At 71.3% G+C, this 22,971-nt stretch carries 23 protein-coding genes and 6 tRNA genes; 13 read left to right on the top strand and 16 right to left on the bottom strand.

Annotated features, from left to right (window positions below):
- Positions 1 to 69 precede the first annotated feature (69 nt).
- The 5 genes from DEI98_RS14950 to DEI98_RS14930 all read right to left on the bottom strand — a co-directional run bounded on the left by DEI98_RS14950 (position 70) and on the right by DEI98_RS14930 (position 7,064).
- Positions 70 to 384: a hypothetical protein gene (locus tag DEI98_RS14950; protein WP_111101169.1), complete on the bottom strand. Its 315-nt coding sequence runs from the start codon at positions 382 to 384 to the stop codon at positions 70 to 72.
- A 776-nt stretch (positions 385 to 1,160) separates the two neighbouring features.
- Complete coding sequence (locus DEI98_RS14945; RefSeq protein WP_111101168.1) at positions 1,161 to 4,529, bottom strand: ATP-binding protein; 3,369 nt, start codon at positions 4,527 to 4,529, stop codon at positions 1,161 to 1,163.
- Positions 4,526 to 5,314, bottom strand: a complete 789-nt coding sequence (locus tag DEI98_RS14940; RefSeq protein WP_111054180.1) for a DUF4194 domain-containing protein — start codon at positions 5,312 to 5,314, stop codon at positions 4,526 to 4,528. Before DEI98_RS14940 ends, DEI98_RS14945 begins: the two co-directional genes overlap by 4 nt.
- A complete protein-coding gene (locus DEI98_RS14935) occupies positions 5,311 to 6,876 on the bottom strand; it encodes a DUF3375 family protein (RefSeq protein WP_111101167.1) in 1,566 nt (521 codons plus the stop codon). Before DEI98_RS14935 ends, DEI98_RS14940 begins: the two co-directional genes overlap by 4 nt.
- Positions 6,877 to 6,991: 115 nt before the next feature.
- Positions 6,992 to 7,064: transfer RNA gene (locus DEI98_RS14930), tRNA-Val, on the bottom strand.
- Positions 7,065 to 7,279: 215 nt separating this feature from the next.
- Here DEI98_RS14930 and DEI98_RS14925 point away from each other — a divergent pair.
- The 6 genes from DEI98_RS14925 (at position 7,280) to DEI98_RS14900 (ending at position 8,979) form a co-directional block, all read left to right on the top strand.
- Positions 7,280 to 7,351, top strand: a tRNA-Gly gene (locus DEI98_RS14925).
- Positions 7,352 to 7,433: 82 nt separating this feature from the next.
- Positions 7,434 to 7,507 (top strand) — tRNA-Cys (locus DEI98_RS14920).
- Positions 7,508 to 7,554: 47 nt separating this feature from the next.
- Positions 7,555 to 7,629, top strand: a tRNA-Val gene (locus DEI98_RS14915).
- 126 nt (positions 7,630 to 7,755) lie between these two features.
- Positions 7,756 to 8,670: a helix-turn-helix transcriptional regulator gene (locus tag DEI98_RS14910; RefSeq protein ID WP_111101166.1), complete on the top strand. Its 915-nt coding sequence runs from the start codon at positions 7,756 to 7,758 to the stop codon at positions 8,668 to 8,670.
- A gap of 113 nt (positions 8,671 to 8,783) precedes the next feature.
- Positions 8,784 to 8,857 (top strand) — tRNA-Arg (locus DEI98_RS14905).
- 47 nt (positions 8,858 to 8,904) lie between these two features.
- Positions 8,905 to 8,979: transfer RNA gene (locus DEI98_RS14900), tRNA-Val, on the top strand.
- A gap of 124 nt (positions 8,980 to 9,103) precedes the next feature.
- Here the strand turns inward: DEI98_RS14900 and DEI98_RS14895 are convergent.
- Positions 9,104 to 9,565: a hypothetical protein gene (locus DEI98_RS14895; RefSeq protein WP_111101165.1), complete on the bottom strand. Its 462-nt coding sequence runs from the start codon at positions 9,563 to 9,565 to the stop codon at positions 9,104 to 9,106.
- A gap of 525 nt (positions 9,566 to 10,090) precedes the next feature.
- The gene (locus tag DEI98_RS14885; protein ID WP_110863798.1) at positions 10,091 to 10,651 is read right to left on the bottom strand and encodes an AAA family ATPase; all 561 of its coding nucleotides are present in this window, start codon (positions 10,649 to 10,651) and stop codon (positions 10,091 to 10,093) included.
- 103 nt (positions 10,652 to 10,754) lie between these two features.
- Between DEI98_RS14885 and DEI98_RS14880 the strand changes: the two genes are divergently transcribed.
- Positions 10,755 to 11,939 carry an MFS transporter gene (locus DEI98_RS14880; protein WP_258370884.1) on the top strand — a complete coding sequence of 395 codons (1,185 nt, stop codon included), beginning with the start codon at positions 10,755 to 10,757 and terminating at the stop codon, positions 11,937 to 11,939.
- Between the two features lie 24 nt (positions 11,940 to 11,963).
- Here DEI98_RS14880 and DEI98_RS14875 read toward each other — a convergent pair whose 3' ends face one another.
- The gene (locus DEI98_RS14875; RefSeq protein WP_146243538.1) at positions 11,964 to 12,431 is read right to left on the bottom strand and encodes a hypothetical protein; all 468 of its coding nucleotides are present in this window, start codon (positions 12,429 to 12,431) and stop codon (positions 11,964 to 11,966) included.
- A gap of 163 nt (positions 12,432 to 12,594) precedes the next feature.
- Here DEI98_RS14875 and DEI98_RS18765 point away from each other — a divergent pair, with 163 nt between their 5' ends.
- From DEI98_RS18765 to DEI98_RS14860, 4 genes are all read left to right on the top strand, one after another.
- The gene (locus tag DEI98_RS18765; protein ID WP_181436845.1) at positions 12,595 to 12,741 is read left to right on the top strand and encodes a hypothetical protein; all 147 of its coding nucleotides are present in this window, start codon (positions 12,595 to 12,597) and stop codon (positions 12,739 to 12,741) included.
- Positions 12,742 to 12,775: 34 nt separating this feature from the next.
- Positions 12,776 to 13,039: a hypothetical protein gene (locus tag DEI98_RS14870; RefSeq protein WP_111101161.1), complete on the top strand. Its 264-nt coding sequence runs from the start codon at positions 12,776 to 12,778 to the stop codon at positions 13,037 to 13,039.
- Between the two features lie 42 nt (positions 13,040 to 13,081).
- Positions 13,082 to 13,576 carry a hypothetical protein gene (locus DEI98_RS14865; protein WP_111101160.1) on the top strand — a complete coding sequence of 165 codons (495 nt, stop codon included), beginning with the start codon at positions 13,082 to 13,084 and terminating at the stop codon, positions 13,574 to 13,576.
- A gap of 246 nt (positions 13,577 to 13,822) precedes the next feature.
- A complete protein-coding gene (locus DEI98_RS14860; RefSeq protein ID WP_111101159.1) occupies positions 13,823 to 14,875 on the top strand; it encodes a BLUF domain-containing protein in 1,053 nt (350 codons plus the stop codon).
- Between the two features lie 3 nt (positions 14,876 to 14,878).
- On the opposite strand, the gene DEI98_RS14855 is transcribed toward DEI98_RS14860, so the two are convergent.
- The 7 genes from DEI98_RS14855 to DEI98_RS14825 form a co-directional block, all read right to left on the bottom strand.
- A complete protein-coding gene (locus DEI98_RS14855; protein ID WP_258367019.1) occupies positions 14,879 to 15,379 on the bottom strand; it encodes a GNAT family N-acetyltransferase in 501 nt (166 codons plus the stop codon).
- A 30-nt stretch (positions 15,380 to 15,409) separates the two neighbouring features.
- Positions 15,410 to 15,712 (bottom strand): DUF4190 domain-containing protein, encoded by a 303-nt coding sequence (locus DEI98_RS14850; protein WP_111054186.1) that lies wholly within the window; start codon positions 15,710 to 15,712, stop codon positions 15,410 to 15,412.
- Positions 15,713 to 15,747: 35 nt separating this feature from the next.
- Entirely contained in the window at positions 15,748 to 16,386 is a 639-nt protein-coding gene (locus DEI98_RS14845; protein ID WP_111039569.1) for a DUF1345 domain-containing protein, read from the bottom strand.
- A 51-nt stretch (positions 16,387 to 16,437) separates the two neighbouring features.
- Positions 16,438 to 17,613 (bottom strand): zinc-dependent alcohol dehydrogenase, encoded by a 1,176-nt coding sequence (locus DEI98_RS14840; protein ID WP_111101158.1) that lies wholly within the window; start codon positions 17,611 to 17,613, stop codon positions 16,438 to 16,440.
- A complete protein-coding gene (locus DEI98_RS14835) occupies positions 17,610 to 18,062 on the bottom strand; it encodes a hypothetical protein (RefSeq protein WP_146243537.1) in 453 nt (150 codons plus the stop codon). The genes DEI98_RS14840 and DEI98_RS14835 overlap by 4 nt, the downstream gene beginning before the upstream one ends.
- 303 nt (positions 18,063 to 18,365) lie before the next feature.
- Entirely contained in the window at positions 18,366 to 20,021 is a 1,656-nt protein-coding gene (locus DEI98_RS14830; protein ID WP_111046078.1) for a catalase, read from the bottom strand.
- Positions 20,022 to 20,180: 159 nt separating this feature from the next.
- Complete coding sequence (locus tag DEI98_RS14825) at positions 20,181 to 20,933, bottom strand: HpcH/HpaI aldolase/citrate lyase family protein (protein ID WP_181438054.1); 753 nt, start codon at positions 20,931 to 20,933, stop codon at positions 20,181 to 20,183.
- A 255-nt stretch (positions 20,934 to 21,188) separates the two neighbouring features.
- Between DEI98_RS14825 and DEI98_RS14820 the strand changes: the two genes are divergently transcribed.
- A complete protein-coding gene (locus DEI98_RS14820) occupies positions 21,189 to 21,782 on the top strand; it encodes an HdeD family acid-resistance protein (RefSeq protein ID WP_111101155.1) in 594 nt (197 codons plus the stop codon).
- Positions 21,782 to 22,072, top strand: a complete 291-nt coding sequence (locus DEI98_RS14815) for a hypothetical protein (RefSeq protein WP_111022873.1) — start codon at positions 21,782 to 21,784, stop codon at positions 22,070 to 22,072. Before DEI98_RS14820 ends, DEI98_RS14815 begins: the two co-directional genes overlap by 1 nt.
- A 15-nt stretch (positions 22,073 to 22,087) precedes the next feature.
- Here the strand turns inward: DEI98_RS14815 and DEI98_RS14810 are convergent.
- On the bottom strand, positions 22,088 to 22,971 hold an 884-nt coding region (locus DEI98_RS14810), incomplete at its 5' end, for an alpha/beta hydrolase (protein WP_309147105.1).

Below are 22,971 nucleotides of genomic sequence, written 5' to 3'. Positions count from 1 at the left end.
TGGGGTGCTGCATGGCCGTCGCGGCCATGATGAAGAGCGGCTCCGAGGAGTACTGAGTCCGGACCCGGACTACTCGCCGCTGTCGGTCGTGACCGGCACCAGCTGACGACTCAGGACGGTCGCGCGCTCGAAGGGGCCGCGGCCGTCCTTCGTGTACGCGGGCTCATCGAAGGCGACGGTCCACGTGCGCTGTGTCCCGTCGATCTGACTCCCGCCGGGAGCCACGATCACCCCGATCGGCTCGTCGGCCCACTGCTCGCCACCCCGATCGGTGTCGATGACCTGCACGAGGGCCCCGATGCCGAGACCGGGAGCGTCGTCGGGGCGGGGACTGGGGGAGCGGCGGCGTCCGAACACGCCATCACCGTAGCGGCGCGTGGTCATGGAACGTCTGTGCGGCACCTGGCGACACGCTGACGGCCCGGCCGCCGCGTGGTCGGGACACCCCGCCTGCAGCGCGTCGAGTGGTCACGAACTGTCGGCTGCGGTGCCGCCAGGCGACGCGTCGTGACCAGCGCGCGGAGGTGAGCGGGGTGTTGCGACCGGCGGGACGACGGCCGGGAGGCCCGTGGCGGCCCCGCACCGCGCCTCCAGGCCGCTGTCGGTCGCGTCCAGAGCGCGGGCCGGGTGGTCAGGACATCCCGCCTGCCGCGCGTCGAGTGGTCACGAACTGTCGGCTGCGGTGCCGCCACCCGACAGTTCGTGACCCCTCGGCGAAGGTGAGCGGGGTGTTGCGACCGGCGGGACGACGGCCGGGAGGCCCGTGGCGGGCCCGCACCGCGCCTCCAGGCTGCTGTCGGTCGCGACCAGAGCGCGGGCCGGGTGGTCAGGACACCCCGCCTGCAGCGCGTCGAGTGGTCACGAACTGTCGGCTGCGCCGCCGCCAGGCGACGCGTCGTGACCAGCGCGCGAAGGTGAGCGGGGTGTTGCGACCGGCGGAAGGGCGGCCGGGAGGCCCGTGGCGGGCCCGCACCGCGCCTCCAGGCCGCTGTCGGTCGCGTCCAGAGCGCGGGCCGGGTGGGCAGGACACCCCGCCTGCCGCGCGTCGAGTGGTCACGAACTGTCGGCTGCGCCGCCGCCAGGCGACAGTTCGTGACCCCTCGGCGAACCCGAGCGGGGTGTCTTGACCAGCCGACACGCGCGACCAGACCCAACCCGCGTCAGACCGCGGCCGGCTCCACCCGGGCGATCTCGGTGATGGACGAGTGGCCCGTCTCGGGGTGCTTGCGCATCGACAGCAGCCGCTCCATCGACGGCTCGAGCGCCGTGACCTTGTCGAGCGGCGCACTCACGACGAGCTGGAACCCGAGCCGGAGCCACGCGGTGACCGCACGGCCGGCGAACTCCGAGTCCGCCTTGATGAACGCCTCGTCGAGGAACACCGGCGCGAACCGGGGACGGGGACGGGTCTCGTCACCGAGCTGGTAGCGCAGCGCGGCGCCGACGATGAACGCCACGAGTTCCTGCGTCTCACCACCGGACTTGTCGCCGAGCGACGAGTACACGCCGAGGTCGTTGCCGTCGGTGTCGTACCGGACGGCCGTGATCTCCATGTGCCGGCGGACGTCGAGCACCGCGTCGCGCTGGGTGGTGCGGCCCCGGGCGGCGTCGGGGTCGGGCCGGATGACCGCCATGAAGCGCCGGAGCCGTCGGAACCGGGTCTCGAGCACGTCGTCGGTCAGCTCGGTGTCGACCGAGGCGGACAGGGCGCGGAGCTCACGGCGGAAGGCGGTGACGTCCTCGCGGGTGACCCGGCGGATCTGGATCTTCAGGCGGTCCCGGTTCGCGCCGAACGGCAGCTCCCGCAGGATCTCGTTGACCGGCTCGAGGCGCTCCTCGATCTCGACGACGGCGCGGTCGAAGGCGCCGGCGAGCGGGACGAGGTCCTCGCCGCTCCACTGCGACAGGCGTCGACGCCACTCGCTCCGACGCGCGTGCAGGCCGGTCGCCACGATCTGGTCGAGGATCGCGTGGTAGTCCGGGTACGACGCGACGCCGGTGCCGAGGTTCGGGTCGGGCCAGGCGTCCTGGTACCGCTGGAACGTCAGCGTCAACGAGGTCGAGGCCGCCGCGGCACCGTCGAGCGCCTGCGTGAGCCGCTCCTCGAGCCGGCGCTTCAGGCGTCGGGTCGCGTCGTCGAACCCGTCGACGCCGTCCGGGGCGCCGATCTCCTCGAAGGTCTCCTCGAGCAGACGGGCCTGCTGGTCGTCCGGCAGCGAACCGGGCGAGGAGTCGAAGCGCTCCAGGATCTCGGCGGCGGCGTCCTGGCCGTCGACGAGCACCGCGTGGCGCTCCTCGAGCCGCTGGACGGACAGCCGTGCGGCGGAGCGACGGTCGGCGGCCTCGTCGAGGGACTTCCGGAGCCGGGCGACCGAGGCCCGCAACGTCCGGAGGCCGTCGTCGGCGGCGAGCAGCGCCTGCCGTTCCTCGTCGAGCCGGGCGAGGGACGTCCCGAGCCCGTCCACGTCGATCGCGGCCCACGTGACGTCGACCACGTGCTGGTGCGCGGCGCGGAGCACGTCGAGCGCGGTGAGGTCCTGCGCGACGTCGGTGCGGCGGGCCTCGAGCGTGGCGAGGTCCTGCGCGATCGAGGCGAGCTCCTGCTCGACCGCGGCGACGCGGGCCTCGTTCGTGAAGCCGATGACGTTCGACTGGCGGCGGTCACCGTGCGCGCCACGACGGCCGTCACGCAGCTGCCCGGACTCGGTGACCCGGCGGCCACCACCGCCGAGGTCCGACGCCGAGGCGACACAGCGGGCGTCGGTGCGGTCGGACTCGATCCGCTCGCGCACCCAGGTGCTGAACGGCGACGGCTTGATGGCGAGCTTGCCGGAGACCATCGCCGGGTCGCCGTCGAGGTCCAGGTGCGGGCCGGTCGGCACACCCTCGAACTGCACGCGGACGGGCAGGCGCAGTGCGTCGATCGCCTCGCTGAAGTCGCCGAGGCGGTCCTGGTCGACGAGCAGCGTGCGGGCGACGGGGGCCAGGACGGACTCGATGGCCGTGCGCCAGCGCTCCTCGCCGGGCAGCACGTCGAGCAGTTCCGCCACGAAGGGGAGTTCGGCCGGGTCGATGCCGGCGGCGCGGGCCATCGCGAGCCGGGCCTCGTGCATCGGCAGCGGCATCGCGCCCTGCCGGTGCTCGAGCGACTGGCGCTCCTGCCGCAGGGACCGCTCGCGGTCGAGGAGCGGGTACTCCTCGCGGGTCAGGGCGTCGCGGCGCTCGTCGAGGGCGGTGCGCGCGTCGGCGTACGACCCGAGGAACTCGTGCGAGGCGCGCTGTGCGGCGGTGAAGTCGGCCTCGGTCGCGACGGACGTGCCGAGCACCGCCGTGCGCTCGTCGAAGGTGCCACGGGTGCGCACCACGGCGTCGCGCTCACGGGTGAGCCGTTCGATGCGGTCCTCGAGCTGGGCGAGCGCGTTGCCGCCCTGGTCGCGGAGCCGGGCCTCGGCGTCGCGCAGCTCGATCTCGACCGCGGCGTGCCGGGCCTCGGCCGCGGCGACCTCGGCGCGCGATGCCGTTCGCTCGCGGGCGTTGCGCGCGACCTCAGCATCGAGCAGATCGCGCTTCCGCGAGGCCGTCCAGTGCGCGAACGGCGACACCTCGGCACCGGTCGCGATGCCGTCCAGGGCCGCTGCGGCCTCGGTCGCGCGCGAGATCTCGTCGTGCAGGTCGGTGATGGGGGAGAGGATGCGGACCTTGCGCTCCTCGGTGTCCATCGCCTCGTACGCCTCGTCGAGGGCGGAGAAGTGCGCGAGGGCCCGGTCCGCCGCCTCGTACGTGCCGGGGGTCTCGAGCACGAGCGACTTGTACAGCGCGTCGACGGTCGGCAGGTGCTGGCCGGCCTGGATCCGGGCGAGCAGACGCATCGCCCGGTTGCCGCCGCCGGAGTCACCGATGCCCAGCCGGGTCTGCAGCGTGTACGCGAGCTCCTGGTAGGTGTCGCGGATGACGAGCCCCGGCACGCGGCCGGTCAGCTCGAGGTGGTGGAACCGCGATGGCACGAACTCCTCGAGCCGGCGCAGGTCGAAGGTGTCGTCGACCGTCGCCATGGTCATCTGGATGTCGCCGACCCCGCGTGCGCGCTTCGGCACGATGTACGCACGCAGCACCGTGAAGCGCCGCTCGTCGTCGTTCCGGAACGTGACCGCCGCCGCACCCCAGGTGGTCTGGTCGTCGCCGCGCAGGTTCACGTCACGCAGGCTGCCGGTCTCCGGGTCGCGCCGGGTGTCGACCTTGCCGCGCAGGTACGTGAGCAGGTTGCGCTGGTCGGCGCTGCGGGCGCGGCCGGTGGTGGCGTCGTTCGAGGCGCCGTTGAACGGCACGTCGGACGGCATCATCACGGCCAGGTAGGCGTCCATCAGCGTCGACTTGCCGGTGCCCGAGGCGCCGGAGATGAGCGTCGCCGTGCCGGACAGCTCGACCTGCCGGTGGCCGTGGAAGCCACCCCAGTTGACGACCTGCATCGACTCGGCGCGCCACTGCGCGACCGTGTCGAAGAGCGCCGGGATCTCGAACGTGTCGGTCACGCTTCCGTCTCGCCTTCGTCGTCGGTGTCGGTCTCGGCTTCGCCGTCTGCCTGGAGGGACGGGTCGTCCCCGTCGGTCGGCTCGCCACCCGGGGCGGTCGCCTCACCCTGCGAGGTGGTGGTCCGCAGCCAGGCGTCCAGTTCGAGCAGGCGCTCCAGGGGGAGCAGCACCTCGACGACGCTCGCCACCCGGAAGCGGTCCGGGTCGGAGGTGCGGATCAGGATGCGCGCGGTCACGAGGCGCTCGATGGCCTTCGCGACCCGGCCCTCGTCGCGGGTGCGGTCCGTCGCGGTCGCCGGACGGAAGCCCGCGACGTGCCCGAGGATCTCGGAGCGGTCGACGACGACCTGGTCCGGGCCCGGTCGGGCGTCGGCGCGCAGGCGCATCCGCAGGTAGACGAGGACGATCGTCTCCTCGCGGGTGTACGGCAGGTCGCGGAGCAGGGTCGGGAACGTGCGGCGCTGGCTCTCCGACCGGGCCTGGCGCTTCCAGGCGACCTCGCGGTCACGGTCGACGTGCAGCTCGAGGAACAGGTCGTTCAGGCGGGACCGCAGCTGGTACTCGGCATCGAGCACCGCGCGCCACTCGTCGGGGTGCGTGCGGGAGCTGACGTACGAGTGCCGCAGCAGTGCCACCAGGGCGCGTCGCTGGTGCTCGTCGAGCCGACCCTCGTCGCCCTCGAAGAGGGCGAAGCTGGACTCGTCACGCTCGTCGTCCTGCATCACGGATGCGGGGTCGTCGTAGGGGACCGTGTCGTCGACCGGTGCCGGCGTCGTGTCGCTCACCGTGCCTCCTGTGCGTTCTCGTCGTGTGCGTCGCCGACCGGAGTGCGCTCGTCGTCGAGCGCAGCGGTGGGCATGTGGAAGGTGATCGCGGTGCCGTCGGGGCGGATCGTGCGGTGCTGGGCGACGTGCGCGGCGGACTCGAAGTCGTCGCGCCCCGTCAGCAGGTGCGCGAGGCCGAAGAGCTCGACCGGTCGGCGCTGCTCGGGCGGCAGCCCGTGGAACGCGTCGACGCTGGAGTCGGCCTCGGCGAAGCGGAGTGCCGCGCGCAGCTCGGTCAGGAGCGGCCCGCCGTGCATGCGGAGCATCTCGACGTCGAGGTCCTCGAAGACGTCGTCGTCGGGTTCCTCGATGGGCGGCGGCACGGACTCGGCGTCCGGGTCGTAGAAGCGCTCGCGCAGCGTGCCGACCTCGGCGGCCGCCGGTAGGAGCGGCAGCGGGATCCGGTCGCGTGCGCCGCCCTGGTCCATCAGGGTGGCGAGGCCGCGGTTGATCGAGCGGAGCACCGCGTCGAGCTCGCGGTCGCGCACCACGTCGTGGGCGACGATCTGGTCGCGGAGCGTGGCGGTGAGCTGACGGCGCTGGGCGAGGACGTCCTCGATGCCCTGGCGCAGGATCGTCACGGTGTTGCGGAAGGCCCGACGCTCGCCGGCTCCGAGGCCCTGCGCGAACGGGTGCGCCAGGATCGTCGCGATGTCGTCACGGAGCCGCAGGAGCAGGGCGTCGTCGCGGAGGAGCTCGAAGGCGCCCTCGAAGGCGCGGCCCTCGGGCGTCGCTTCCATCAGGTTGTCCGTGCGCGCCAGGTAGTCGTCGAGGATCTCGCCGATGGGGCGGACCTCTTGCCGGAAGTCCTCGACGATCGAGCGGTGCATCGTCGCGACCGCCTCTTCCACGCGCTTGAAGTCGCTCGGCAACTGCCGGATGAGGTCGGAGATGTTCGTGTACCCGTCGCGCATCCGGTCGTCGTCGACGGCCACGACGTCGTCGCCGTGCTCCAGGCGTTCCCGCTCGGCCTGCAGCTCGGCGATCTGGGCGTCGATCCGGCGGATCTGCACGTCGGGGTCGGGCTCGGCGCGGGCGGCCCACCGGTGCACCGCGTCGACGATCATCGCCAGGCGGCTCTCGCTGATGAGGGCGCGGTCGGCCGACAGGGCGTCGACGAGGCTCAGCGCCTCGAGGGCGTGGCTGGTCAGGGAGTACTGCTCGTCGCCGTCGGGGGAGTTCGAGCGGACGAGCCACTGGGCGCCGACCCACTCGCGGCACAGCGCGCGGCCGTTCGGGCGGGCCTCCTGCTCACCCTCGGTCTGCTCGCTGCCGGCCTGCGTGCTGGCCGCAGGCATCGGCTGGTCGCTCGCGGGCACACGGGCACCCGCAGCCTGCAGACGCGCGACGTGCTCCTCGACCTGCAGGTGCATCCGGTCGGCGGGGACGTACTGCACGTCGCGGTCGAAGACCGTGCGGAACACGGCGAGGACCGTGGCACTGGTCGGCCGGGACATGAGCCGCAGGGTCGGACGGTCGAGGACCGCTCGGACCCGGGCGAACTCGAGGTCGACGTCGGTCATGCGCCCCTTCGTCCGATCGTGCTGGTGGTCTGGCCCGCGTGCTGCGGCCTGATGAGATGACAAGAGCCCGACGCTGCTGCGTCGGGCTCTTGTCGGTGGTGTTCGTGTTGCTGTGTGGGCGATACCAGACTCGAACTGATGACCTCTTCGGTGTGAACGAAGCGCGCTACCAACTGCGCCAATCGCCCCCTGCACTGTTCGTGCGGATCGATACTAGCGGAAGTCCGGCGGTGCATCGAACACATCGCGCGGCCCGGGTGTGGCGCGCTGCCCAGAGGGGGTGTCGAACCGCCCCGATCCGCATGAATTCGGGGGACACGCCCGGTGAACGGGGAGGATTTTGGTGGAAGTGCCCCGGTGCGTATAGAGTTTACGTCGTCGCCGCGACAGCGGAACGACAAGTGCGGATGTGGCGCAGTGGTAGCGCATCACCTTGCCAAGGTGAGGGTCGCGAGTTCGAATCTCGTCATCCGCTCGAGTGTGGGTCTTCTCGAAGGCCCGCGACTCACCAGAGGGTATCCCACCGTTCGGGTACTCACGGAGACGTGAACCTCGATGGTGGGGTGGCCGAGAGGCTAGGCAGCGGCCTGCAAAGCCGTCCACGCGGGTTCGAATCCCGTCCCCACCTCCAGATCCACCCTCCAAGACCTTGATGGACTCCGGTCCACGCAGGGACTTGGGCGATTGGCGCAGCGGTAGCGCGCTTCCCTGACACGGAAGAGGTCACTGGTTCGATCCCAGTATCGCCCACCACCACGAAGCCCCCGGCAGGACCACCAGGTCCGGTCGGGGGCTTCGTCGTTCGTGGATCGTGCCAGCGGCTGTGGGCTAGCGTGGGACGTTCGGAGCCGAGCAGGCTGTTGGGAGAACGACCACCGCATGACCGTGATGATGCTGCGGCAGGACACCGTCGACTTCGACGCGGTCAGTGAAGTACTCGGGGAGATGTACCCGAAGGTGCGCCTCGAGCCGCCGCGTGGTCGGGTGCGGTTCCGCGCGGACATCCGTGGCGACGACCGACTGAGCATCGCGCGCCTCTCGATGGGCTTCCACGCGCAGGTGACCGTCGAGCCGGCGGGGGTCTTCACCTCGGCCACCCGACTCGGCGGCGGACTCCGGACCGAGCACGGTGACGGCGGAGAGGTCGGCGGCGTGCTCTTCGGTCAGGAGGAGACCGTCGCCGAGTACGACGGTTCGGAGCTGCTCGTCGTCAACATGCCGGAGTCCTCGCTCCTCCAGCACGCCGTCCGTGCCGAGGGAGCCGACACCGGCGTCCTCCGGCTCCACGGCCACCGGCCGATCCCGGAACGTGCCGACGTCTGGGCACAGGCGGTCTCCCACGTCCACCAGAACGTCGTCCGGGTGGACTCTGCGTTCCGGAACGAGCTGGTCCGCACCGCCGCGTTCGACTACCTGCTCAGCGTCGCGACCTGGGCACTGCCGTTCGAGACCGTCACGCGGGTCTTGGCCGGCACCGGGGCGGGGGCGGCAACGGTCCGGCGGGCCGCCGCGTACATGGACTCGCACCTGAGCGACCCGATCACCCTCGAGGACGTGGCGGCGGCGGCACGGGTGTCTTCCCGCGGACTCCATTCGACCTTCCGTCGGCAACTCGACATGACGCCGATGACCTACCTGCGCCGCGCCCGGCTCGCCGAGGCGCACCGGGAGCTCCTCGACGATGAGTCGAAGCTGATCAAGGACGTCGCGGCGAAGTGGGGGTTCAGCAACCAGGGACGGTTCACCCGCCTGCGACGTGAGATGTACGGCACGGACGGTCACCGGACGCACTGACCAGGTCGGTCGTCGGCGGCGCACGCTCCGACACGCACCGACCGTTCGAAGGCCCGCGACTCGCCAGACGGTATCCCACCGCTTCGGGTACTCACGGAGACGTGAACCTCGATGGTGGGGTGGCCGAGAGGCCAGGCAGCGGCCTGCGGAGCCGTCCACGCGGGTTCGAATCCCGTCCCCACCTCCAGATCCACCCTCCAAGACCTTGATGGACTCCGGTCCACGCAGGGACCTGGGCGATCGGCGCAGCGGGAGCGCGCTCCCCTGACACGGAAGAGGTCACTGGTTCGATCCCAGTACCGCCCACCACCACGGGGCCCCCGGCAGGACCACCAGGTCCGGTCGGGGGCTTTCTTCGTTCCGGTCTGCTCGCCGGCAGCGCTCGCGCCGTGTTCGGGACGTCCTGCACACGGGTGGTTCGTCTGCTTTCGGGTCAGCCACCACCCGTGAGCTCGTCACCGCTCACGCCACCCCGCCGCGCGTACCCTGCGGCGGAGGAGTCCCGCCGGGCTCGGGCCCGGTCGGGGTCCTCGGCCCAGTGGTCGATGGCGTCGTCGCCGACGGCGAAGTAGTGCGGGCGCAGTTGCTGGATCGCCCTGTCCGTGCCAGGGCTGTCCTCGTCGAGCTGGGGGATGACGGCCTTCAGATCGCGCCTCGCTCGAACGAGGTCCCGTGGAGCGCCGTCGTGCACGTAGACAGCGGCGAGGGCGACGCACTTCGAGAGCATCATCGAAGCACCCGACCCCGTCGTCGGACCCAACAGGCTGAGGAAGTCGGCGACGTCGCAGACGCGGACGAACTCCTCCTCGGTGCAGGTCTCCACCCAGTCGGCGACCGCCGGTTCGTGGAACTGCAGCAGGTCGCGAACCGTCAGGTTCCTCGTGGTGGAGAGCACGGGTGCAAGCGTATGCGGCACGGTTCTGGTGCGCCGTGAAGGCCGGTCACCAGCGACCATGCGCGGGTGAGCTGCACCGCCGCCCTCGGCTAGCCCTGGTCGCAGGCTGACGACGACGGGACGGCGAACCGGGCAACCGCAGCACGGACATCGTCGGAGAGCTGACGGTCGCCATGCCGTGCGAAGACGAGGACCGTCTGGTCGAACCGGTCGGCGTCCGCCACCTCCCACGTCGCCGTCTCGCGGTCCGACTGCGACGGCTTCACGCCGTGCCGGAGTGCCCAACGGACGTGGAAGTCCTCCGACGCGGCGACCGCCGGAGCGCGCAGCGGCGGATGGCACCGGCCCGGTCGAGCTCCCCGACCACCCGTCGAATCCCGGGTGCTGGGTTGCCACCGTGCCAGTCGTCCGCACAGGCGTAGAGGACATTGAACTCGCGGACGAACGGCGGGACGACATCGACCGAGTCGGCGATGCGGTCGCCCACGAGCGCGGCGACCTCCGCCACGTGGGTGACTGCACCGCTCAGTCGTCCGAGGCGGTCTGCAGCAGGAACGTCCCTGCCTCGACGGCGGCGCGGACCGCGGCGAGTGTTTCCGAGGGTGCCTGTCCCGTCGTGTCGATCACGTGGTGTTCGAGCGCACGGAGGGCGGAGAACTCCTCCCACATCGCGAGGATCGGCGCCTCGTCGACGAGTGCGTCCGGCTCGGTCCGGCCCCGCGCACGTCGCAGGGTCTCGTCGCGGGAGGGGCGGAGGACGACGTAGTGGAGCGGCGACGTGCCGCGGATCGGGCTCGGGGCCAGGAAGTGGTGCAGCATCCACGGTCCGACGATGCCGTCGACGACGACCACGAACCCACCGGCGACGTACGCGGAAGCAGCAGTGCTGATCACCCGCATGACCGTCTGGTTCTGCTCGTCCGCCTCGGGCAGGTAGGGCGGGACCGAGCCGGAAACGATCGCGTGCCAGAAGTCGTCCGTGTGCAGGTGCACCGAACGCGGGAACGAAGCAGCCACCGCCCGAGCCGTCGTCGACTTCCCTGCGCCGGGCGGACCGGTGATGACGACGACCGCAGCAGCGTCCATGACCACGGAGACTAGTCGCTGCCGCGAGCCCACTCACGGGGTCATCGGAGGTCGGACACGCCCGACGTTGGCGATCCGGCCCGTGGTCGTCCAAGGTTGGCACGTGACCGCCCCGTCGACGACCACGCCCCCTCGGCTCGCTCCGCTGTACGCCGCGGGCTTCGTGACCGCCTTCGGGGCGAACGGCATCGCCGCGGCGGTCGGTGGCGAGCACCTCGAACTCGGTCTGACGCTCGCATGGCTCGGACTCTTCCTCGCGCTGTACGACGTCGCCGAACTCGTCCTCAAGCCGGTCTTCGGCGCACTGTCCGACCGCATCGGGCCGCGACCGGTGATCGTCGGCGGACTCATCGTGTTCGCGGCGGCCTCGCTCATCGGCTTGTTCGGGACCGGACCGTTCTGGCTCGGGCTCGCCCGCCTGCTGCAGGGTGCCGGCGCCTCCGCGTTCTCGCCCGCGTCGTCCGCCGCGGTCGCGCGACTCGTGCCGGCGCATCGTCGCGGGACGCACTTCGGTCGGTACGGCTCGTGGAAGGGTCTCGGCTACGCCGGGGGACCGGTGATCGGTGCACTCGTGGTGCAGTTCGGCAGCACGCAGTGGCTCTTCGGGATCCTGGTCGTGATGGCCCTCGTGACGGCGGTGGCGGTGCTGATCGCCGTCGAGCCCATCGTGCCACTGCCCCGGCAGCGGGCCACGCTCGCGGTGATGGTCCGAGCGGCCACGGACCGCCAGTTCCTGATCCCGGTCGTCGTCCTGGCCGTCGGCAGCGCTGCGATCGGGGCGCTGACCGGGATGCTCCCGGCGCTCGGCACCGAGGTCGGCATCCCGCTCCTGGTGTCGACGCTCGCGGTCGCCGTCCTCGCGGTGACGTCGTCGCTCGTGCAGCCCGTCGCCGGACGTCTGCACGACGCCGGGCGTCTCGGCACCGGGGTGGCGGGTGTGGCCGGGACAGCCGCGGTCGCTGCTGCTTTCCTGGTCGTCGCCGTCGCGCCGTCCGCGGTGGCGGTCTTCATCGCGGCGCTGCTCGCCGGGGCCGGTGTCGCCACGCTGACGCCCGTTGCGTTCGCGCACCTCGCCGGGTCGACTCCGCCGGACCGGCTCGGTCGCACCATGGGCTCAGCAGAGCTCGGGCGCGAGACCGGGGACGCCGTGGGGCCGCTCGTCGTCGGTGGTGTCGGCAGCGCGATCGGGCTTCCCTTCGGGTTCGCAGCGTTCGCGGTCGTGGCTCTGGTCGGGACGCTCGTGGCATCGCGGTTGCCGTCGAAGACAGACTCGGCACGGGACGCGTAGGGGACAGACGAAGCCCATCGGGCGCTACGCGTACGGGTCAGCGGACACCGTCCCGTACACATCGGTCCGACGCCGACGATCGCGGTGGGCAGCGACCCAGCGAGCCACCGCGAGCGCGAGCAGCGCGGCGGACACCCCGGCGAGCAGCCACAACCACCCGTCGTCGTCCTCGATGAGCAGCCGCAGGGCCAGCACTCCGAGCGGTGCTGCCATCAGGATCCGTCGGAGCTCGCGCCACGACGGCTTCCACAGCGTGGTCGGGCCCTTCTTCCACCGACCGACCACGACGTACGCGATCACACATCCTGGGATGCAGAGGCCGAGCCACTTCACGATCGCCTCGACCCCGGCGTCGTAGAACGGATGCGCCACTTCGCGGAGCACGCCGCCAGCAGCAGCCGCGACGAGCAGCACCCACATGCGCGCCTCCCAGCGTCGAGGGTGCCACCAGGGCGTGCGCCACGACGGCACTTGCTCGCGGACCACCGGCATCGCGACTCCTCCCCGGTCGGGCGTCCAGCCTATGCGCGACGTCGATCGACGCCGATCGACGACGGGACCGAGAGGCTGCCGTCCCTGGCGGGAGTCCGGCTGTTCCGCATACGGTGTGTCTGGACGAGGCCGACACCGCAGGTCGGTCCGACGAGGGGGCACCATGAAGATCTTGAGCATCGTGGCACGGGGACTCGGAGCATTGCTCACGACGGTCGCCAAGACGATGGGCGGGATGCTGGGCGCGAAGCCGTACATCGATTCCCACGCGGCGGAGCTCTTGCCGCGTCGTGAGGACTACCGCCCGTAGATCGTTCGCGCCGGCCCGCTGGTTGGATGGCTGCATGACGATCGGTCCCGGGACGGCTCCGCACCGGGGCGCAGTGGTCCTGCTCACCGTGCTGGTGATCGCGTCCTGGACGGCGACTGTCGTACTCCCGCTCCTGGTGCTGCACTTGCTCCTCGGCGTCGACGCACCCGCCGACAGGGCGTTGCCGATCGCGCTCGGGTGGTTCGTGACCCCAGCACTGACAGCAGCCGGGCTGACCGTGGGACTGGTCATCCTCCGCCGATCGCGGAAGTCCGGAGCGCGTCAGCCGTCACCGTAGGATCGTCGAGCCGCATCCAGCGGAACGACGGGGGAGCACCTGATGGAACAGCACACCGAACAGCGCACGCGACCGCGGGTCGTCACGGTCGCCGTGGCGCTCTGGTGGGCGTCCGTCATCATCAGCCTCGTGGCCGCCGCGCCCGGCATGGTCGTGTCGATGCGCGAAGCCGGCGGCGCGATCATCGGGGCGTCGCTCGGGCTCGTCCTCGTCCTCGCCTGGTCGGCACTGTTCGTGTGGCTGGCGACGCGGATGGGACGAGGCTCCGGGAACGCGCGACTCTGGCTCGCCATCATCGCCGGGCTGACTGCCTGCAGCGAAGTGCTCACCATCGCCACCGACGGCGTGGACTGGAGCCTCATCGACGCCGTCTGCGTCGTCGCCGCCGCCGTGCTCAGCTACCTTCCCAGTGCCCGTCCGTTCTTCCCGCGGGACGAACGACGCCCGCGAGCAGCGGAACCCCGCACCATCGGGTGGGACCCGACGACGGGCGAGCGCATCTTCGAGACGCCCCCTTCGGGCGACCGCGCGAACTGAAGCGAACCCCCAGGAACAGCCGGAGAACGCCCGTTCCCCATTGTGGGGGTACCGCCGGACTCGGCCAGATGGTTCCATTCAGAGGTCGGCATCCTCCGGGTGCCGAACAGCCACGGACCGTCTTGCGTCGCAGTGAAGGTGGTCGCCGCTGGTTACGGTGACCACGAGGTGCCGTCGAGTCGATTCGGGTTCGACACGGCGGCGCCTCCCACACACCGGGGGACCGTCCGACCAGGAAGCAGCACCATGCGATCGCTCGTCTACACCAGCACCCAGACCCGTCCGATCACGGATTCCGAACTCGCGCAGATCCTGGCGGTCGGTCGCGAGAAGAACACCCGGCTCGGCGTCACCGGCATGCTCGCGCACCGCGACGACAACTGCATCGGGATCATCGAGGGCGAGGACGACGTCGTCCGCGAGCGCTTCGACCAGGTCCAGGCCGACCCGCGACACACGAACGTTCGGGTGCTGCTCGACGAGCCGATCGCCCAACGCTCGTTCCCGGACTGGTCGATGGCGTTCCAGTCCCTCGACCCGCTGATGCACGACGTGCCGGGGTTCAGCGACCTGTTCAGCCCGGGTCGCCCGACTGATCCTGCGTTCGGGGCCTCCCGGGCTCGCGCACTCCTGGACTGGTTCCGGAAGCACCCGCTGGCACCACTGACGAACCAGAACGCCGCCGACGAGGAAGTCCCGCGCACCCGGGCGATCAACGGTGCGATCGCGGTCATCCACGACGGGGGACTGTCACGCTTCTCGCTCGAGGGCGTCGCGTCCCGGTCGGGGATGCGGCAGGCCGAGATCCTCGAGCTCTTCCCCTCCGAGCACGCACTGCTGGCCGCCGCGGTGATGCGGTGGACCCGCGCGGTGTCGGCACCGCTGCTGCCGCTCGCCGGTGAGAAGGGCACGGTGGCGTTCCTGCACGCGCTGCTCTCCGCCCACGCCGAGGACCCGTCCCTCATGCGCCTGATCGCCGCGACGCTGGCCATCTCGACCGACCCGTCGACGGACGGCGCCGACTACTACCGGTCCGCGTACCTGCAGTTCCGCGAGACCGTCCGCACCGCGCTGCAGGAAGACGTCCGCGCCGGCCGCGAACCGGCGACGATGGACCCGATCCGCGGGGCACAGCAGCTGCTCGCGCTCTACGACGGCATCCGCCTGCAGGCGCTGCTGACGCCGGACACCGACGTCGTCGACGCGTTCGACCGTGCCGCTGCACGGATGCGCCGCGGCTGGTCCGAGCAGTACGAGGAGACCACCGTGTGGGACATCTCCGCGCCGGCGGGGGACTGACGTTCAGCGCACCAGACGCACGGTCCGGGGGATGGGTCCGAACGCCGACTCGGCACCGTCGGGCGTGAAGCCGTTCCGCCGGTAGAAGGCGTGCGCCCGCGGGTTGTCCGCGGCCACCCACAGTGACGCCGGACGATCGGCGAGCACGGTGTCGAGGAGTGCCTGGCCGGCTCCGGTCCCGTGCGCACGTGCCAGGACGTAGAGCGTCGTCAGCTCCTCGGGGCGGACGGCATCCGGCTCGGGGGTCGTCTGCGCCGCGGCGAAGCCCACGACGCCGGTGCTGTCGAGAGCGACCTGGATGCCTTCTCGGGCGTCAGGACTCGCGAGCGTCGACCGCCACATGTCGACCCGACGACCCGCGTCGAACCAGGGGCTCGTGTCCGGGTCGTCGACGAACCGGCCGTACGTCTCTCGCCACGACACCGTGTGCACGTGGGCGATCGCATCCGCATCGGCGAGCGTCGCCGGCCGGATCAGCGTCGAGACGTCGTCATCGTTCCCCACTCGATCAGGGTAGCGACCGGCGTCCGGTGCTCAGAGCTGGAGATCCAGGTCGAAGAACCCCGCACCGCCGAGGAACAGCGGCACGATGACCCCGAACATCGTCAGCGTCGCCCCGATCAGGATCGCCGCGAACGCGATGCCGTCACCCCGCTCACCGGTCAGTCGCACGTCGCGGCGCGCGATGAACCCGACGACGAGACCGCCGATCGGTGCCACGAATGCGAGGGCGATCGCCACCACCGCGAGCATGCTGAGGGGCGGTACCGGCACGGCTGCCGATGCGGGGGACCCGGCGGCGCTCGGCGCGGTCTGGTCAGGAGCGAGGTCGGTCACGTCGGCCAGCCTAGGGTCGACGAGGATCCCTCTGCTCACCCCTGACCGAGGTTCGTCACCAGGTTGATGGCGACCGCGATCAGCACCGTCCCGAAGAAGTACGACAGCAGCGCGTGCGGCAACGCCTTCCGCCGGGTCTCACTGTCATCCGGCTCGATCTCTGGTGCCGCGTACGACATGCCGATGGTGAAGGCGAAGTAGGCGAAGTCGCTGTAGGTCGGCCGCCCGTCCTGCTTGACGTCGAACCCACCGCCCCGGTGGTCGAGGAAGAACATCCGGGCGTACTTCAAGGCGTAGACCGTGTTGACCAACGCCCACGCCACCATCGTGCCGAGCACACCCAGCATGACCGCCGCGACCGAGGCCGGATCTCGCGCCTGGCTGGCTTCGCTCAGCGCCAGGACGACGGCGGCGAGACTCGCGAAACAAGCCACGATGAGCGCGTTGTCACTGACCCGTGTCTCGGACTCCTCGCGGGCGAGACGCTCGGTGCCGTCGGCGTCCTGGCGCCAGCACTTGTGCCAGACCTGGACCAGCGCGATCAGGCCGGCCGTGCACCAGGCCGCGAGCGGCCCGAGGGACGGAGCCCCGGTGAAGGTCAACGCGACCCCGACCAGGACCCCGATCCCCACGATGACGAGCGCCCGGCGCGTGGAGAGTATCCGATCGTTCATCGTCGTGCCTTCACGATCGTTCCTTCCCCCTGTCCGCTGCGTGGTCGGTCGTCACACGCCGGGGGTGAAGACGGCGCGGACGCAGCCGTCGTCCTTGTTCTTGAACATCTCGTACCCGCGCGGCCCTTGCGACAGTGGCATCACGTGCGTGGCGAGGTGCTCGGTGCTGATCTCTCCCGCGGCGATGCGGTCGAGGATCATCGGGATGTAGCGGTGCCCGTGCTGCTGGGCGCCGCGGACCGTCATGCCCTTGTTCATGATCGCGCCGAACGGGAACTTGTCGACGAGCCCACCGAAGACCCCGAGCGAGAACAGGCTGCCGCCCTTCCGGCTGGCGTAGATGGCCTCGCGCAGGGCGGTCGGCCGGTCGGTCTGCAAGCGCAGCTGCTGCTTGGCCTGGTCGTACAGGTACAGCGGTCCGGTGCCGTGCGCTTCCATGCCGACGGCCTCGATGCACACGTCGGGACCCCGACCGCCGGTGCGTTCCTTGAGTTCCGGGAGCACGGCGTCGCTCGTGTAGTCGAGCGTCTCGGCACCGATGTGCTCGCGCACCTGTCGCAGCCGTTCGGGCAGACGGTCGATCACGATCACCTGCTCGGCGCCGAGGAGCATCGCTGCACGAGCGGCCATCTGGCCCACACCACCGGCGCCCCACACTGCGACGGTGTCACCCGGTGTGATCCCGGCCAGGTCGGCTCCGGTCCACCCGGTGGGTGCGGCATCGGAGGCGAACAGGGCGGCCGTGTCGGACACACCATCGGGGACCGTGAACGCCCCCTGATCGGCGTAGGGCACGCGGACGTACTCGGCGTGGCTGCCCGCGAACCCGCCGAGCGCGTGGCTGTAGGCGAAGCAGCCGCCGATCGACGACCCCCACATCGCCTCGGTCAAGCCCGGGTTCGGGTTGCCGTTGTCGCAGAGTGAGAACTGCCCGTGGGTGCAGTACCAGCACTGCCCGCAGGCGATGAACGAGCAGACGACGACCCGGTCGCCCACCTTGTGCTTCGTGACGGCCGATCCCGTCTCGACGACCTCGCCCATGAACTCGTGCCCCAGGACGTCACCGGATCGCATGGTCGGGATGTACCCGCCGAGCAGGTGCAGGTCCGAGCCGCAGGTGGTGCTCAGACGAACCTTCAGGATCACGTCGTGCTCGTTGAGGATCTTCGGGTCCTCCACCGTCTCCACCGCGGTCTCGTTGACCCCGGTCCAACAGAGCGCCTTCACAGCACACCCTCCTCGTTGCTCCGTTTCGTCGCCGCGTCCACCAACGCGCCGGTGGGTGTGGCCTTCCGTCGGCCGTGGGGGACCGGATCCACCCGGAGCACCTCGCCGACCTCGATGAGTTGCTTCGCCTCACGCAGAGCGGCCCGCAGCCGACCCCGTGAATCCGGGCCGCCGCCTCGGAACCGGGCACGGAGCTCGGTGCCACGATCGCCGGGCGCGGGACGGGCCTCCACCTCGACGTCCTGCCCGAACGCCGTGAGCGGCGCGGGGATCCGCCCGCCTGGCAGCACCGCGTCCTGCCCGCGGTTCACCGTGACCGCGTGCCAGCCGGAACGCGGTTCGGCCAGCACCTTCCGTACGGGCCCGGGTGCGCCGCGTCGGCGGCGCGAGACGACGACGCCGACGGCAGCCGTGACCATCGCAGCGGCGGCGAGGTTCCGGGCCCTCATCGTGGTGTCCTGGCGAGGAGTCGGTGGGCAGCGGACGCGTTCGCGCCACACCGCCGGGGATTCGTGTGTTCCATCGCGGCCTCCTTGAGTCGCATCGGTGCGGATCAACGGGACGGGAGCGACGACCGCGCGATCGTGCCGGTCGGGGTCGCGGAGTCGCTCCTGTCGATCCACGGTGAGCGTGGCCTCCCTGGCGTCGTCCCGGGTTGTCCGTGATGCGCTGCGGCAGGTGACGGCAGTGAGACGGACGGGAGGCCCGGTGCCAGCTGGCACCGGGCCTCCCGTCCGTTCCGGGGTCGCGTCTCAGACGCGCACGGCGCGTTCGTCGGGGACGCAGTGCGTCATCATCAGGCCCTCGACGTCGCGGGAGCCGTTGTGGCCGAGGTTCGCCAGGCGGGCGAGCTCGTCGTCGCTGAGCGTCTGTGACTGCAGCGGGGGCAGGTCCTTGACCTCGTCGAGGGTGATGCCGAGCCCCTCGCCCACGCGACGACCCAGGTCGTCCTCGACCATGTAGAAGTGCCAGAGCATGCGCTCCTGCACCGGACGGGCCGCCTGCGAGATGAGGTCGACGAAGTTCGCGACCAGGTCGTCGCGCTCCCAGTCCTGCAGGAGCAGGTACCGCTGGCCGGCCTGGGTGTAGTCGTTCGTCCGGGGGATCCGCTTGCGGGTGAGGCGCCCGACGATCTCCGGCCCCTGGTCGTCGTGGGTCGGGTACTCCGCCTCGCGCAGGCCGCCGGTGATCGACGGCTCGTAGTTGACGTGCGGGTTCTCGCCGCCGTGGTCCTGGTGGTACGCCATCTGTCCGTCGCGCTGGTTGGTCGCGACGGCGCCGTTCTTCGGGGCGTTCACCGGCAGCTGCAGGTAGTTCGGGCCGACGCGGTAGCGCTGCGTGTCCGAGTACGAGAACGTGCGGCCGACGAGCATCTTGTCGTCGGAGAAGTCGAGGCCGTCGACGAGCACGCCGGTGCCGAAGGACAGCTGCTCGTTCTCGGCGAAGTGGTTCGTGACGTTGCGGTCCAGGACCATCTTGCCGACGGGCTTCGGCGGGAACTCGTTCTCCGGCCACACCTTCGTGTCGTCGAGCGGGTCGAAGTCGAGCTCCGGGTGCTCGTGGTCGTCCATGAGCTGCACACGGAGCTCCCACTCGGGGTACTCACCACGCTCGATCGCCTCGTACAGGTCCTTCGACGCGTGCCCGAGGTCGCCGGCCTGCACCGCGGCGGCGTCGGCCTCGGTCATCGAGGACACGCCCACCGACGGGATCCAGTGGTACTTGACGAGCTTGGTGTCACCGTCCGCGTTCACCCACTTGTAGGTGTTCACGCCGAAACCCTGCTGGGTGCGGTAGTTCGCGGGGATGCCGCGCGGGCTGAACAGGTTGACGAGCATGTGCATCGACTCGGGGGTCTGCGACATGAAGTCGAAGATGCGCGCCGGCTCCTGGCGGAAGGTCACGGGGTCGGGCTTGAGGGAGTGGATGACGTCGGGGAACTTGATGGCGTCGCGGATGAAGAAGACGCCGAGGTTGTTGCCGACGAGGTCCCAGTTGCCGTCTTCGGTGTAGAACTTCACGGCGAAGCCGCGCGGGTCGCGGGCAGCTTCCGAGGAGTCACGGCCGCCGATCACGGTGGAGAACCGGATCGCCAGGTCGGTGCGCTTGCCGGGCTCCTGGAACAGCTTCGCGCGGGTGTACTGCGCGATGGGTTCGTCACCCCACGTGCCGGTGGCCTCGAAGTACCCGAACGCGACGGCACCGCGGGCGTGCACGACCCGCTCCGGGATCCGTTCGCGGTCGAAGTGGCTGATCTTCTCGAGGAACTGGTAGTTCTCGAGCGTCGCCGGGCCACGGGCCCCGACGGTGCGCTGGTTCTGGTTGTCGGAGACGGGGTGGCCCTGGCGGTTCGTCAGGATGCGGCGGTCGTCGCCCTCGGCGGGCGGTTGGCTGGAGACGTCGGTCATGTCTCGTCCTCTCTGCGGTCGCGGTCGGCTCGGGTTCCCGACCGAGTGTGGACCGGGGCGCGGGCACGCCCTCTCAGCGGCGTCGAGGACGCGGACGAGGACCGGTCGCCGGTGCGGCCGCCGCTGACGACCCGTCAGTACTTCGCCGCTGACGGCCCGTCAGTACGAGGTGCGACCGGTGGCTGCTGCGCCGAGCACCGCGGCCGCACCGTGCGCGAGCAGGGTCCCGTCGGTGACGACGGCGACGCGGTCGAACCCGAGCGCGCGGAGCCGTTCGGCGCGGGCCAGGTCACCGGCGAAGGCGCCGGTGTGCTTGCCGGCGCGGCGGGCTGCACCGACGATCGCGGGGAGGGGGTCCGTGGCGCTGTCGGCGTCGAGCAGCTCGCGCAGATCCACGCCGAGCCCGATCGACAGGTCGAAGGGGCCGACGAACACCGCCGAGACGCCCGGGACCGCCAGGATCTGCTCGGCCGCACGGAGGCCCTCGGGTGTCTCGAGCATCACCCACACCTCGGGGTCGGCAGCGGCGGCGGACGGTGCCGCACCGCCCCACAGTCCCGCCATCGGCCCCCAGCTCCGTCGGCCCCGCGGTGGGTAGTGGGCGGCACGGACGGCGTGCTCGGCCTGCTCGACGGTCTCGATCATCGGGACGATCACGATGTCGGCGCCGAGGTCGAGCGCACGGCCGATCGCGGCGTCCGAGCCCTCGGCGACGCGAATCGCGACGGGGACCTGCGGAGCGACCGCGGCGAGCGCCGTCATCGTCGCCAGGAGTGTGGCGTCGTCGAAGGCGCCGTGCTGGGCGTCGAGGCCGAGCCAGGCGAACCCGTTCTGGGCGATCTGCGCGGTGGTCCGGGGTTCGCCGAGCGTGCACCACACACCGTCGGCGCGGCCGTCTCCGAGTGCTGGCACCGTGGTCCTCCGTCTGGTCTGCCGTCGCGATCGCCGGTGGTTCGTCGTCCGGCGCGTCAGGCTACCGCCCGCGGAGCGCTCGTCGCCCGTCCGCCCGGGCCGGGGGATGGCCTCATGCGCACGCATGGGACATGGACAAGTGCTCACCTTCGGGTGTAGTCCTGTGCGCAGGACGCACCGCACGGGCGATCACAGGTCGCCAGCACCCACCAGCACCACAGCACCAGTCGGGACCTGCAGGGAGGTCGGACGGACATGCGTGACGAACGTGACGTCGGCCAGCGGACTGGCTCGCTTCCGCCGGGCGGCGACGGGATCCGGGTGGCGTTCGGGATCGTCGGCGCGGTGGGCGTGCTCGCCGGACTGGCTGCGATCGTCCTGCCCCACGCGACGCTGTTCGCGGTGTCGTGGGTCTTCGGGATCTACCTGGTCGTGTCGGGGGCGGCGCTGGTCGTCCGGGGACTCCAGGTGCACCCTCGGGTCTGGTGGCGTCAGCTCGGGCTGGTGGTCCTCGGGGCGCTGGTCGTCGCAGGCGGTGTCGTCGCGATCGTGTTCCCGCCGATCGGGGCGCGGTGGGTGGCGCTGCTGCTCGGGTTCGCCTGGATCCTCGAGGGCATCGCACTCATCTACGCACCGTGGGTGGGCCGCCGTGCGCTGACCGTGGTGCTCGCCGTGCTCAGTGTGCTGAGCGGCATCCTGGTGATGAACCTGCCGGGCCTCGGCGCGCTGGTGACGGTGGCCGCGGTGGGGAGCGTGCTCATCGTGTTCGGTGTCGTCCAGCTCGTCGTCGCGTTCAGCTGGCCGCATCCGGACGGGGAGCGGGCCGGCCTGCCGGTCCCCGGCCCCTGATGCTCGCCGTCCGCTGGGAGCAACAGGGACCGAAGTCCTGGGTGGCGCGCGACCACGGGACCAGCCTGGGGCTCGTGCTGCACGTGCGTGAGCGGTTCCTGGCGTTCGACCAGGACGACCGCCCGCTCGGGAGCGCGGCGTCCCTGGCGGCGGCCCAGCAGCTCGTCGCCGGTGCCGTCCGCGCGAGTGCCCCGGCCCGGCGGGACACCGTCGCGGTGGTGCTGTCGGTGCTCGCGGCGCTGACCGTCGGGGGAGCGGCCGTCGTGCTCGCCGCCCGCGCCCTGATCTGAACGGCGCCGTGCGGGTCACTCCGAGCCCACCGGACGGTGTACCCACTGCCGGAGTGCGGCCGTGACCGCGACGGGGTCCTCCCACGGCGCGAGGTGCCCGACGTCGTCGAGCACGACGACCTCGGGGTGCCCCGGCAGCGCCGTCTGCAGGTCGTACGCCTGGTGCAGGGGGATCCAGGGGTCCTGCCGCCCCCACCCGATCCGGGTCCGGCACCGCACGGAGCCCAACAGCTCGGCCACAACCCGGGTGTCGTCGGGGGTCAGCGCCGCGATCTGGAGTGAGAACGCGACCTGCCCCTCGGGGCCGGCCCAGGGCCGCGCCAGGGCCTCGAGGTCCGCCGGCGAGAAGCCCCGCGCCGAGGCACCGTCGATGTACTGCCGCACCAGGGCGGCGTGCAGGTCGCCGGGGAGTCGGTCGAAGACGTCACGGTGCTCCGCCACCAGCCGGAAGAACGGAGACCCCCAGGGGTCGAGCACGACGGCGTCCCAGAGGAACAGGCTCGCGTACTCGGCACCGTGCAGCAGGTGCGCCCGGAGCGCCACGGCGCCGCCCACGTCGTGTGCGACCAGGTGGGGTCGATCGAGGCCCCACCGGTCGAGGAGCGCGCCGAGACGGATCGCCTGCGCTCGGAGCGTGGTGTCCACGGTCGGCCCGCGGTCCGAGTCGCCGTACCCGGGCATGTCCCAGAGGAACACCCGGTGGTCCTGCGCGAGCGCCCGGCCGACCTCGGCCCAGACCGCCGACGACCAGGGGGTGCCGTGGCACAGGACGACGTCTCCGCGTGCCGGTCCTGCCGGCTCGAGGACCCTCGTGGCGATGGTCGTGCCGTCCACGACGACCGGGACCGCCAGGATCTGCTCGGCCGCACGGAGGCCCTCGGGTGTCTCGAGCATCACCC

This window comes from Curtobacterium sp. MCLR17_034 (assembly GCF_003234485.1).
Lineage (GTDB): Bacteria > Actinomycetota > Actinomycetes > Actinomycetales > Microbacteriaceae > Curtobacterium > Curtobacterium flaccumfaciens.
Note: the sequence above shows the minus strand (reverse complement) of the source record. Positions and strands in the feature narration are given on the sequence as shown.